General features: G+C 61.4%; 9 protein-coding genes and 2 pseudogenes. 4 read left to right on the top strand and 7 right to left on the bottom strand.

Annotated features, from left to right (window positions below; all coding sequences use genetic code 11):
* Nucleotides 1-82: 82 nt before the first annotated feature.
* Nucleotides 83-790, top strand: a complete 708-nt coding sequence (locus IFT99_RS22955; protein ID WP_065987883.1) for a PqiC family protein — start codon at nucleotides 83-85, stop codon at nucleotides 788-790.
* 54 nt (nucleotides 791-844) lie between these two features.
* On the opposite strand, the pseudogene IFT99_RS26980 reads toward IFT99_RS22955, so the two are convergent.
* A pseudogene (locus tag IFT99_RS26980) lies at nucleotides 845-1,549 on the bottom strand (histidine kinase); the annotation flags it as partial.
* A 102-nt stretch (nucleotides 1,550-1,651) separates the two neighbouring features.
* A pseudogene (locus IFT99_RS26975) lies at nucleotides 1,652-2,374 on the bottom strand (AhpA/YtjB family protein); the annotation flags it as partial.
* A gap of 130 nt (nucleotides 2,375-2,504) precedes the next feature.
* Between IFT99_RS26975 and serB the strand changes: the two are divergent.
* Nucleotides 2,505-3,722, top strand: a complete 1,218-nt coding sequence (gene serB / locus IFT99_RS22945; protein WP_065987818.1) for a phosphoserine phosphatase SerB — start codon at nucleotides 2,505-2,507, stop codon at nucleotides 3,720-3,722.
* 43 nt (nucleotides 3,723-3,765) lie between these two features.
* Here the strand turns inward: serB and IFT99_RS22940 are convergent, their stop codons facing one another.
* The 4 genes from IFT99_RS22940 to IFT99_RS22925 all read right to left on the bottom strand — a co-directional run bounded on the left by IFT99_RS22940 (nucleotide 3,766) and on the right by IFT99_RS22925 (nucleotide 9,154).
* Entirely contained in the window at nucleotides 3,766-5,550 is a 1,785-nt protein-coding gene (locus IFT99_RS22940; protein WP_192135357.1) for a molecular chaperone, read from the bottom strand.
* Nucleotides 5,551-5,834: 284 nt separating this feature from the next.
* On the bottom strand, nucleotides 5,835-6,704 hold the full coding sequence (gene asd, locus IFT99_RS22935; RefSeq protein WP_192135399.1) for an archaetidylserine decarboxylase: 870 nt from the start codon (nucleotides 6,702-6,704) through the stop codon (nucleotides 5,835-5,837).
* A 52-nt stretch (nucleotides 6,705-6,756) separates the two neighbouring features.
* On the bottom strand, nucleotides 6,757-7,572 hold the full coding sequence (locus IFT99_RS22930) for a rhodanese-like domain-containing protein (protein WP_192135355.1): 816 nt from the start codon (nucleotides 7,570-7,572) through the stop codon (nucleotides 6,757-6,759).
* A gap of 46 nt (nucleotides 7,573-7,618) precedes the next feature.
* A complete protein-coding gene (locus IFT99_RS22925; protein WP_192135353.1) occupies nucleotides 7,619-9,154 on the bottom strand; it encodes an HDOD domain-containing protein in 1,536 nt (511 codons plus the stop codon).
* Nucleotides 9,155-9,365: 211 nt separating this feature from the next.
* Here IFT99_RS22925 and motA point away from each other — a divergent pair, with 211 nt between their 5' ends.
* A complete protein-coding gene (motA, locus tag IFT99_RS22920; protein ID WP_037015764.1) occupies nucleotides 9,366-10,217 on the top strand; it encodes a flagellar motor stator protein MotA in 852 nt (283 codons plus the stop codon).
* 3 nt (nucleotides 10,218-10,220) lie between these two features.
* Nucleotides 10,221-11,276 carry a flagellar motor protein MotB gene (gene motB / locus IFT99_RS22915; RefSeq protein ID WP_192135351.1) on the top strand — a complete coding sequence of 352 codons (1,056 nt, stop codon included), beginning with the start codon at nucleotides 10,221-10,223 and terminating at the stop codon, nucleotides 11,274-11,276.
* A gap of 134 nt (nucleotides 11,277-11,410) precedes the next feature.
* Here motB and rsgA read toward each other — a convergent pair whose 3' ends face one another.
* Nucleotides 11,411-12,442: a small ribosomal subunit biogenesis GTPase RsgA gene (gene rsgA, locus IFT99_RS22910; protein WP_065987812.1), complete on the bottom strand. Its 1,032-nt coding sequence runs from the start codon at nucleotides 12,440-12,442 to the stop codon at nucleotides 11,411-11,413.
* Nucleotides 12,443-12,499 lie beyond the last annotated feature (57 nt).

Genomic DNA, 12,499 nt, shown 5'->3' with positions numbered 1-12,499 from the left:
CGCCGCTATGGCGGAATGCCTTCATGTTTTCAAAGTATTCAACAGCGTGGACGCGTTACACGGCGTTCACTTGGACGGGATGATGAATTTTCTACGTGTTCCCTGTGTTCTGTTGTTGACCGGCGTTCTGGGTTTGGCCGGTTGCAGCGTTCATCAGCCCACGTCGCTCTATCAGCTGGACAGCGGCGACCCTGGGCAACCGAAACACACCAACGGGGTCGCAGTCTTGCTGGGCCCTGTGGCGATTGCTGACTATCTGCAGCGTGAAACATTACTGCAGCGTCAGCCGGATGGCAGCCTCAAGGCCTCCACCGACGGTCGCTGGGCCGGCAGCCTGTCTGCCGATATCGATCAACTGCTTCTGCGCCAGCTGGCCTGGAAGCTCGACAGCCAACGCGTAGTGATGGCGCCTGCCGCGGCCAATTTCACGCCCGATGTGCAGGTGGTGCTTTCCATCACCCGTCTGGATTCCGGCGAGAAGCAGCCGGCGGTACTGGATGCCCAGTGGCGCTTGCTCGACCGCCGCGGCAATGTGCGCGACAGCAAGCTGGTTCACCTGGAAGAGCCCCATGCAGGCTCATCAGCTGCGCAGGTCAAGGCTCAAGGGATTTTGCTGCAGCGCCTGGCGGACAAGCTGAGTGTCGCGGTCAAGCCCATCGCGAGTCAGCCCTATGTGGCGGACGTGCCCAAAAAGGCCTCAGCGCCGGCGAAAACCCGCACTGATCAGGACAAGCCGAAGATCCCGATGGCATCACCCATCCGCACCGATCTGGAAGTGTTCCGCTTCTGAGAGTGACGGCCACAAAAAAGCCCGCAGCGATGCGGGCTTTTTTGTGGGTGACGCTTAGACCTTGCGTGCCTCGTGCATGCGCGCCAGTTGGCGCTCCAGCATCGATGGATACGGCTCCATCAGACGCTCCACACAGCTGGCACCTTCAGGGCTCGCAATCGGGCGAATACGCGCACGCTGGCGGATGGTCGGGTCTTCGCTGATCTTGCGCTCCACCAGCAGCAGATTGCGGCTGTGCTGCGACAGCGCCAAGGCGTCCTGCGCGGTTTCGGTCAGCAGCAGATCGATCTGGTTCATGCCATGCAGGCCTTCGCCCAGTGTCAGGCCCAGCTGCAGTTGCAGGGTAATGCCGCTGTCGGCGACTTCGATCTGCAACGCATGGCTCAACGCACGCAGCAACTCGCCGCAGCAGATCGCATTGGTCAGGTAGTCATCGCCGCTGTCCTGGGTGCTGAAAACCATCAGCGAACTGCCGTCGTTCAGGGTGTGCAGCTCGCTGTCGTAGAGCGAAGCGGCCTGATCGATGCAGTCTCGGTAGCGCTCGAGCAGCTCGGTCAGGCGCGTTCGCGGCAGACGGCGCAGCTGCTCCTGTGATCCCAGCTGTACCGCCAGCACGGCGCTGTATTGCGGTTGCGACGGTACGACCGGAAGGATCGGGCGCGAGGCGGGTTTTGGCGTGGTGGGAGAGTGATCACGAAGGTCCGCAAACGGATCCTCCTCATCTTCTTCATCTTCCTCGGCAGCGATACGTCGTGCCGGAATCACTGTGGCGCGTGGTTTGGGTGTGTCGTCGAAGTCAGGGTCGCTCAGGTCGCTGCTGTCGAACTCCGGCGAAGCGTCTTCCTCGTCCTCGACCTGTGCAGGCTCGGGAATGGGCGCCGGTTCCGGTTCTGGCGGCGCGTACGAAGTCTTCAACTGACGCGCCAGATCGCCGATCTCATCCTGACGATCAGTGGCCGGCGTGTACGGATCGATGTAGCGCAACCACATGCGCAGTTGCAGCATTGGCGTGGAAATATGCCGCCCAAGGCGCAGGCTCAAGGCCAACGCGAGTGCCAGCAGGATACCGGCCAGAATCGCCATGCTCTGCAAGCTGATGGTCAGCGGCTGTTGGAACTGGGCCATGTCCAGGCTGATGCGCAGCGTGCCGGCGACCACGTCCTGAAAGGTGATCTTGATCTCGTAGAGACCTTCCGCCTCGCCCAGCAAGCCGTTTTTCGGACGCTGCCCGGCTTCGGCAAGAATGCGGTTGTCGGGGCTATAAATAGCCGCGTGGGCAACCAGCGGGTTTTTCACCAGGTTGCCCAGCAGCACATTGAGGCTGAGGATGTCGTTGGACACCAGCAGTTCGGTGGCGGACGTGGCGGTCTGCGTGGTCAGGGCTTGCCCCAGTGCGTCAGCCTGCTCGTGCATGGCTTGCTTGAATTGCAAACCCATGACGCAGGCGTAGATCACCAGAGCCAGCGCGACGAGGATCACGTTGTGGCTGGCGATACGCAAAGCAATCGGTACACGTCGATGACGCAATGCCCGGAAGATCAGCACGAAGAAATTATCGGTTTTTACAGGCGTGGGCCGGTTCACTGAGCACGGCTCTCTTGGTGAAGTTGGGGCGCAGTATAGCGAGCGACCCTGTGGCGGCAAAGCGCTGGCTGTGCCCGGCGGTCACTGAAAGTGCGTAGAATGCGGTTTTTTTCAACTGCGGGGGTGCGCCTTGCGCGAAATCGTCCTGATAAACATCACCGGTGAAGACCGTCCGGGCCTCACTGCGGCCATCACCGGTGTGCTGGCCCAAGGCGGCGTGAACATTCTCGACATCGGTCAGGCGGTGATTCACGACGCGCTGTCGTTCGGCCTTCTGGTCGAGATTCCCGACACAGAAGCAGGCGCGGCCGTGCGCCAGAACGTGCAGGCGACAGTCGACCAGTTGGGGCAGCACGTGCGTTTCACTGACGTGTCCGAAGCTGACTATCAGCACTGGGTCGACGGTCAGGGCAAGGCGCGGCACATCGTGACGCTGTTGACGCGCAAGGTCACCGCCGAGCAGCTGCAAACGGTCAGTGCGATCACTGCCAAATATGGCTTGAACATCGACCGCATCGATCGCCTTTCCGGGCGCATGCCGCTCGACATGCCCACCGAGAAGAGTAAAGGCTGCATCGAGTTTTCCGTGCGCGGCGAGCCGGTCGATCCTCAGCAGATGCAGGCTGAATTCCTCCATGTTGCCCAGGAGCTGAACGTCGATATCGCGTTCCAGCAGGACTCACTGTTCCGCCGCAACCGTCGTCTGGCGGTGTTCGACATGGACTCCACGCTGATCGAAGCCGAGGTCATCGACGAATTGGCCAAAGCCCACGGCGTCGGCGAGCGCGTGTCGGAGATCACCGAGCGCGCCATGCGTGGCGAACTGGACTTCCGCGCCAGCTTCAAAGAGCGGCTTGCGCTGCTTCAAGGCCTGGATGTGAAGGTGCTGGATGAGATCGGCGCTTCGCTGCGTTTGACGGAAGGCGCTGAAACGCTGTTTGCCGAACTCAAGCGGCTGGGCTACAAGACGGCGATCCTGTCGGGCGGCTTTACGTATTTTGCGCGTCAGCTGCAGGCCAAACTGGGCATTGACTACATCTTTGCCAATGAGCTGGAAGTGGTGGACGGCAAGTGCACGGGTAACGCGATCGAGCCAATCGTCGACGCCCAACGCAAGGCTGATCTGCTGCGCGAACTCGCCAGCAAGGAAGGGTTGAGTCTGGAGCAGACCATTGCAGTGGGCGACGGCGCCAACGACTTGCCGATGCTCGCCATCGCCGGCCTGGGTGTGGCGTTCCGCGCCAAGCCGCTGGTCAAGCAGTCGGCGAAGCAGGCCATCTCGACGCTGGGACTGGATGGCGTGCTGTATTTGCTGGGGTTCCGCGACCGGGAAGGGCGCAGCGCTTAACACGCATGGACGTTGAGGCATCTGCAACGGATGCCTCGATGGCTCAGAGCACTGTCCACAGCGAGTCGAATTCCTGCTCCGGGCCGTCGTCGTCTGGCGTCGCGGCCTTTTTCGGTCCTTCAAGAATCTGATATTCAAACTGGTTGTAGCTGCCCGTCGTCGCCCGACGATTGCTCAGGCTCGCGCGTCGCTGTTCGCCGCTGGTATTGATCAGCACCTTGGAACCGTCCTCGAACGGCAGGCGCGGAGCGATGACCGTCGCGGGTACGTCAATCGCACGAACTTCCGGCAGCAGCAGGGCGCGCAGAAACTGACTGCTCTGTTCGGCGCGCGTGAGCTGCATGCCGCACGCCTGGGCAAAGGGCGCAATCAGTTCCACGCCCATCTGCATGCCACCGCCACGAACCTGCCGCACCCAGCGCACCACTGCGATGCTCCAGCCGTGACCGTGGTCCTGGATGCCAATCATCTCGCCGGCCTGCAACTGGTCCGGCACTTCTTTCGGCCAGGCCAGGCAGTAGCCGCCCGGGCTGTGATTGACAATGTGCAGCGCGTAAGTAGGGAAGCTCTTTTGCCCGTCGGACGCCGCATTGGTTTCAGCGTCGTCACGTTTGTATTCGATTTCCTCGAACGGCAGCATGCTGTTCGAGGTGCCATCGCGTTGCGCGTCTGCAGTCTGCGCCCACGGATCATGCTTGACCGGCTTCAAAGGCTGCAGCGTGTAGTCGACGACTCTGGACAGCGTCGACATTTGCAGCAGGTCGCTGAAGGACTGCTGACCGCCGACGTAATAATGCAGAGCGCTCATGCCCACGCAGACGGTCAGGGTGCCTTGCCCCGGGGTGCGCTGAAACGCACGTTCCGACACGTCGCCCCACGCGGCTGCCAGGTGCTGCAGGACGTCGATGGACAAACCCGCCGGCACTTTCAGGGCTGACTTCGAACGTTCTTCAACCGGTGTTTCGGTGTAGCGCTCCAGGGCAGCCGACAAACCACGGGGGTCGATGCCGAGCAAATTTGGCCGCTGATCTTCGTCGTACAGCGCGGCATAGCGTGGCGCTGTGTCCGTACCTGGAGACACCGCGTACAGGCTGTTGCTGTCCAGCGGCTGCTGCAGGGTGACCATCGCGCTCCACGCATCCAGCGCTTCGGCGAGTTTGCCGATGTTGTGCTGGCGCATCTGATTGCAGCGCGAACACCCCATCAGCAGCGCAACGATGTATGTCTGTTCAACGCTCATCGCCTGAGTGTTGTGGGCGAGGCTGTCGGCAACCGGCACGTTCTGCAATTGATGCTGGCGGGCGATCTGATAAATCTGATGCATCTCCAGCCACAAGCCGTCCTGCACCGGGCAGTAAAGTTGGTTGGCGCGGATAAGCGGGCCGTTCAGGCAGCTGAGCGCACGCTGAAGGGCGGTGGTCAGCAGGCCGATGCGGTCTTTTCCGAGCTTGACCGCGACCCGCGCGATGATCTGTTTGTAACCAATGGCCAAGTGGTTTTGCAGGGCCTGGCACAGGTTGGCAACCTTGCGCGGACGCTCTTCGAGAACAACCGACTGGTTCAGGAAGTGACGCTCCAGATGCTTGCACACGAAAAAGACTTCCGGGCGAAGCAATTCGAGGAGCTGCATGCGGTTGTCGCTTGGGGTGAGCAACTGGTTCAGCTCGCCCAGCCCCTGATAGAGCTGGCGCGCCATTTCGCCGAGATTGGCCTTGGGCAGGGTGGCGATCCAGCGCTTCATGTCTTTGGGCGTCGCGTCACAGAACGACAGGCTCGACTGCGTCGGCACAGGTGCGCGCAACAACAGTGGGAGACTTAAATTACTCATGTGACAGGAAAACTCCGACAACTACAGGCCTGAACGGCGGCGTCCAACTCCGGGGCAAGCACCCTCGCCGGGCGAAAAGAGCACGTTTACGTCCATTGAAAGCGACGTTTCCTAAAGCGCTGACAACTGGACTCTAGCAGCATCCTGCAACGTCGCAGCCTGGGCCCAGGGTCATGCGGCCTGGCTCAACCATCCCTGACGAAGCGTAATGCTGCGCGACGCCTTGGTGCCGTTAGCGCCAGAAAAACAGCATCACGCTCTCAGGGGACTAGCTTACGCAAGAATCAGGCCTGCAATGGCAAAGCGAGGCCCTGACCCATTTGCACCGGCGAACCGGCCGCCAGCAGTTCGGACCATTTCACCTGATTTGGGCCAAACAGCACGATGGCCGTGGAGCCCAGCTTGAACCGACCCAGCTCGGCGCCTTTTTCCAGATGAATGGGGGCGCGCGCGGCTTCGTCGTAACGGAAAGTCTTGAGCTCGCGCTTGGGCGGCGTCACCAGACCTGCCCAGACGGTTTCGATCGAGGCGACGATCATGGCGCCCACCAGCACGACGGCCATCGGACCGCGCTCGGTATCGAAGAGGCAAACAACGCGCTCGTTACGGGCGAACAGCTCCGGCACGTTTTCCGCCGTCGTCTGGTTCACCGAGAACAGCCGGCCCGGTACGTAAACCATTTCGCGCAGGGTGCCGGCGAGCGGCATGTGAACGCGGTGATAGTCCTTCGGCGACAGGTAAACGGTCGCGAACTCGCCACCCATGAACGGCGCGGACAGGCGCGCATCGCCGCCCAGCAGTTCAAGCACGCTGTAGCTGTGGCCTTTGGCCTGGAAAATCCGGCCGTGTTCGATTGGGCCCAGTTGACTGACCGCGCCGTCGGCAGGGGAAAGAATCGCGCCCGGGGTTGAGTCCAATGGACGCGCGCCCGGCTTGAGGGCGCGGGTGAAGAAGTCATTGAAGTGCTGATACCCGGTGATGTCCTCGACCTGAGCCTGGGACATGTCGACCTGATAGCGGCGCGCGAACCATTGAGTGAAGGCATTTTTGAACCAGCGCACGCGGCATTCGGCCACACAGCCTGCCAGTTGCGACAGCAGATGGTGGGGAAGCAGATACTGGAAAAGGATAAACAGACGCTGTTTCATCAAGATTCCTAACGTTTGAAAAGGGGAATACGGGTCGACTCCACACGGGGCGCCGATTTTATGTCTCGACCGGGGTGTCCGGATGGTTGCCCCATTCGCCCCAGGAGCCGGCGTAGCCCTTGACCCTCGGGTAACCCAGCGCCTTGGCCACCAGATAGGTGAAGCCCGAGCGATGATGGGTCTGGCAGTGGGTAATGATTTCTTTCTCCGGAGTGATGCCCAAGTCTTCAAGGATCTTCGGCATGTCCTTGCGGATGCGCAGGTGGCGCGCCTGATCCATGCCGGCGGTCCATTCGAAGTTCACGGCGCCGGGAATGTGACCTCCCTTCGCAGCGACGACTTTTTCGCCGGAGTACTCGGTCGGCGCGCGCGCGTCCCAGATCGCCAGGTCAGCAGCGCCCAGGCGGCTTTGCAGGTATTCGCGGGTGGCCGTGGGCTCGTCGTGCAGGGTCAGCGAAACCGGACCGCCGACGGCTTTCGGCACCTCGGTCGACAGCGGCAGGCCTTCGGCTTGCCAGGCGAGCAGGCCACCGTCGATATAGTGATACTTTTTGTGTCCGATGACGTCGAGCAGCCAGATGAACCGGCCGGCCCAGCCGCCGCCTTCGTCGTCATACACCACGTATACCGCGTTGGGGTTGTGGCCCAGTTCGCCGAACAGCGCTGCCAGTTGCGTGTGCGAGGGCAGCAGCCCCGGCGCTGGTGGCAGGCCCAGTTGCGTACGCTTCGGATCGACGAATCGTGCTCCCGGGATATGCCCGGCCTCATAGCGGGCCGGGCTGGTCAGGTCGACCAGAATGAGCTCTGGCGCGCTGAGGCGTGCTTGCAGGTCGGCGGGCTCGATGACCAGCGGCAAGCTTGAAAAGGCAGACATCTAGCGTCTCCGGATCGCGAAAAGGTTGCGAATTGTAGCTCAGCCGTCAGCCATTGCGATGGCTAAAGGCAGTAAGCGCTTTCTCGATGCACTGACCGGTTTTTCCGAAAGCCTGGACGGACATCTCGGAAAACGGGCCACCGCCCTGATCGGCCATCACCATCATCACCACGCGTCCGTTGCTGGCCAGTGAGCGGATCAGCAGGTTCTCGCCGCTGAACAAATTGCGCAGTTGTGGCGGCAGCAGCGCCGAAAACTGAGCGTTGTTGGCCGGCGTCAGGCGTAATTGCGTGGGCTGAGCGAGCAGGCGTTGCAGCACGGTGCTGTCTTTGTAAGGCACCAGCAACGCCGCGGCCGACTTGTCCACACCCGCAATCTGATGCACACGCAGGCTGTCGGTCTTGCGATCGGTCATCAGCAACACCACCCGCTGCATGCCCGCCGCCACCAGAGCGTCCCGGGCGCAGGTGGTCAGGTGTATCGCGTTGATGAAAATGCCGGGCTCTTTCAACAGATCCGCGCAGTGCTTGCGCCACAGTTGCAGGGCGTCGGGCGAGGGTGGCGGGGCGGGCAGCAAGCCTTTATGTATCCTTCGCGCATGCCACGGCCAGAGCAACGCCTGCGCGGGGTGCCAGATATCCGGGCCGGAATGCTGGCGAGCGCTGGCCGCCGCGTTCTGATGAACCTGCTGCTGAAGCTCGTCGAGTGGCTGCTGCAGGTACAGGCTGGTCAATAGCTGCCAGCGCAGGCTGTGCGGCGTGTCCCAGGCCTGGTGCGCCGACAGCGCGAGGCCGTTGGCTAGCAGAATTGTATTGGCGGGCTGGTTAAGCCAGCGCCGCAGCGGCAGATCGGCGTCGAGTTGCTGTTGCTGCTTGAGTGGGTCGTTGTTGCTGTGGGCGATGCGCAGCACGCTTACCAGATTGCGTTGCTGTGAGGTCAGCAGTTCGTAACCCTGGGTCACCCAGATCGGCAGGCGCCAATGCTGTGCCAGCCCCAGACACAAATCCACCAGCCGCACGCCAAACAGCGTGTTTTCCACAGTCTTCGCGCACTCACCCTTGTGGATAACCCGCAACTCCCACGCTTCCAGCAATGTGGGGTGCGCCAGCGCCATCGGCCAGAGCGGCGACAGAAACAGCAGGCTGCCGAGATGGATGTCCTGCCACAGCCGGGCCAGTTGGTTGGCGAACAGGCCGTAAGCCTGCTGCATGGCGTGCTGACTGATCAGCTGTAGCTGACGGAGCGCCACCGGGATATCCCGTGCATCGACACTGGGCAGTCGCGCCAACAGCGCTTCGGTGCGCGCCAGGCCCAATCGGTTGATGGCGACTTCAAGGCTCTCCGCAGGCTGGGCGGTGGCGGGGCTGTGCAGGTTGGCGTCACGCAAAACGTTGAGCACCAGCGCCGGGCTGTCCTGCATGAGATCGGCAATATCGCGCAGCGAGCGGCGACTGTCGGTCAATGCTGCCTGCACGCGCTGATGCGCCACCCCGGGCACCGGCAGGGCGATGCCGTCGAGTTGTTTTATCCATTGATCCAGGGTGCGCGGGACAGGTAGCGAAGAAGCTTTATCTGATTGCATTCACAACACCCGTACGGCTGGGAGGTTAGATCGATGTCGGATACTGGCATCATGCTGGCCCTCGTGGCGCAACGTCCGTTGCGACGCACCGGTCAGCATTTTCCTGTGATCTGACTATAGTCTGGCGCATTCATGCCGATAAGCAGGACAAGAGTTTCAAGCGCTTCTCGCACAATGACCATGAACCCGACTCAGTAAGTATTTTCTACCTATGGCAAAAATTATCGGCATCATCGTCGTTTTCGCGAGCGTTCTCGGCGGATACGTACTGTCCCACGGTCAGATCGCAGCGTTGATCCAGCCTTTCGAGGTCATGATCATCGGCGGTGCGGCGCTGGGTGCATTCCTGCAAGCCAACCCGGGCTATATGACCATGCTGGTCATCAAGAAGTCCTTGAAGATGTTCAGCACCCGGTTCACCCATGGCTACTACCTCGAAGTGCTGGGCCTGGTCTACGAGATCCTCAACAAGAGCCGTCGCGAAGGCATGATGGCCATCGAAGGCGACATCGAGGAGCCTGAGAACAGCCCCATTTTCGCCAAATACCCTGGCGTGCTCAAAGACACCCGCATGATCGCTTTCATCTGCGATTACCTGCGCATCATGTCTTCCGGCAACATGGCGCCCCACGAGTTGGAAGGCTTGTTCGACATGGAATTGCTGAGCATGAAAGAAGAGCTCGAGCATCCTTCCCACGCCGTGACCGGTGTCGCCGATGCCATGCCAGGTTTCGGTATCGTTGCTGCGGTACTGGGTATCGTGGTGACCATGGCCTCCCTGGGCTCCGGCGACAAAGCGGCGATCGGCATGCACGTCGGCGCGGCGCTGGTCGGTACCTTCTTCGGTATTCTCGCGGCGTACGGTTTCTTCGGCCCGTTGGCCACTTCCCTGGCCCACGATGCCAAGGAAGAAATGAACGTCTATGAATCGATCAAAGCTTCCCTCGTAGCGTCCGCGTCCGGCGTGCCGCCTTCGCTGGCCGTGGAGTTCGGTCGCAAGGTTCTGTATCCGGCCCATCGCCCCAGCTTCAGCGAGCTGGAACAAGCTGTCCGCGGTCGTTGATCCATGGAAAATAATCAGCCGATCATCATAAAGCGCGTCAAGCGCTATGGCGGAGGGCATCACGGCGGCGCCTGGAAAATCGCATTTGCCGACTTCGCGACGGCGATGATGGCGTTCTTCCTGGTGCTGTGGCTGATGTCGTCTGCCACGCCGGAGCAACTGCTCGCCATCGCCGGTTACTTCAAGGACCCGGTCGGGTTTTCCGACAGCGGCTCGCCCTATGTCATTGACCTGGGCGGTTCGCCGGAAATGTCCCCGGACCAGACGCTGAACCCGGAGGTGCAATCCACGCCTTCGCCGGATCGTGTGCCGGTCGACGCGGATCAGCAGGACGCCGCCGCCGAGCAGGTCGAGCAGGACCGTCTGGAAATGTTGCTGCAAGAGTTGCAGAACAAGATCAACGAGAATCCGCAGCTGGCGAAGTTCAAGGACCAGATTCTGTTCGAGATCACCCAGGACGGCTTGCGTATCCAGATCACGGACGCCGAAAACCGCCCGATGTTCGACATCGGCAGTGCGAAGTTAAAACCGTATTTCGAAGACATCCTGCTGGCCATGGCCGACACCATCAAAGCGGTGCCGAACAAAGTCAGCATCAGTGGTCACACCGACGCGACCCCTTTTGTCGGCAACAACGGCTTCGGCAACTGGGAGCTGTCGTCCGGTCGAGCGAACGCTGCTCGTCGTGCGCTGCTCGCGGGTGGGTATCCGGATCAGCAGGTGGCGCGCGTGGTGGGTTATGCGTCTTCGGCCCTGTACGACAAAGAGCACCCGCAAAATCCGATCAACCGTCGCATCGACATTGTGGTGATGACCAAGAAAGCCCAGCAGCGGATCGAAGGCGCGCAGAATTCAGGCGAAGCACCGCAAACCCCGGATGCGCCTGGAGCCGCTGCGCCATTGCCGGCACCTGGCGCTACCGCACCGGCCAATCAGCCGGGGGCGTCGAATTCCACACCGGCAGTTGATCCCCAGGCTTATGCCCAACCCCACGAGATTCGGCAGAAGCTGAACATCTTCGATCAGGGCCAGCTGAAGATCGACGAAACCAAGAACTGATACCTGGGTTGCAGACGCAAAAACGCCGCGATGATCGCGGCGTTTTTGTTTGCGCAGTTCAAGCGCTGGGATCGCAGTCAGTAGGACCGGCTTCAGCCGTGAAGGCCTAAATCGAATTGACCGCTACCGCTGAATCAATAACTGCTTTCCGGCAAGCTGGCGATGATCGAGCGATAGCTGTTCATGCGCTGTTGCTGCACGCGGCCGTCTGCAAGGCCCTGCAACAACGCACAACCGGGTTCGCGGTCGTGTTTGCAGTCGCGGAAGCGGCATCGGCCGAGCAGATCGTTGAACTCGATGAAGCCCGCTTCGACGTCGGCACGGCTGACGTGGCCCAGGCCGAATTCACGAATGCCCGGTGAGTCGATCAGGTCGCCGCCGCGCGGGAAGTGGAACAGGCGCGCGGTGGTCGTGGTGTGCGTGCCTTGGCCCGAATACTCCGACAACGGCCCGACGCGGGTGCCGACTTCCGGCAGCAGGCTGTTGACCAGCGAGGATTTGCCGACGCCAGACTGGCCGACGAACACACTGATGTGGCCATCCAGCTGGTCCTGCAATTGCTGCATGCCGTCGCCGTGGTGGGCCGACACTTCCAGCACCGGGTAACCCAGCGTGCGATAAACGGCCAGCAGCGCATTGAGCGCCGGGGCGTTCTGATCGTCGATCAAGTCAAACTTGTTCAACAGCAACAACGGGCGAATCCCCGCATGCTCAGCGGCCACCAGGTAGCGGTCGATCAGATTGGCATGGGGTTCGGGCATCGGTGCGAAAACGATGACGATCAAGTCAACGTTGGCGGCGACCGGCTTGAGCTGGCCCCGGCTGTCCGGGCGGCTCAGTTCTGTATCGCGGGGCAACTGCGCAACGATGACGCCGATGCCCTGATTACCCGCGCGCCACACGACGCGGTCGCCGGTGACCAGCGCCGGCAGGTTGGCGCGCAAGTGACAGCGGAAAACCTGACCCTGCAGCTCGCCGTCCTGCGCTTCGACTTCTACCTGCACGCCAAAGTGCGCGATGACAAGGCCCGTTTGCTCGGGACCGAGATCGCCGCCTTCCAGCGTTTCGAGAGCGGTTGATTCACGTTTGGCGGCACGCGCGGCGCGTTCGCCCTGAATCTTTTCGATGCGCCAGTTCTGGCGGCGGTTGAGTTGGCGTTTGGCCATGGGTGTTCAGTGTTCCGTTTGAAGACGCATAAAGGTGCTGATTTGATAAAGCGCGGG

Source organism: Pseudomonas sp. CFBP 8772, assembly GCF_014841665.1.
Classification (GTDB): Bacteria; Pseudomonadota; Gammaproteobacteria; order Pseudomonadales; family Pseudomonadaceae; genus Aquipseudomonas; species Aquipseudomonas graminis_B.
Note: the sequence above shows the minus strand (reverse complement) of the source record. Positions and strands in the feature narration are given on the sequence as shown.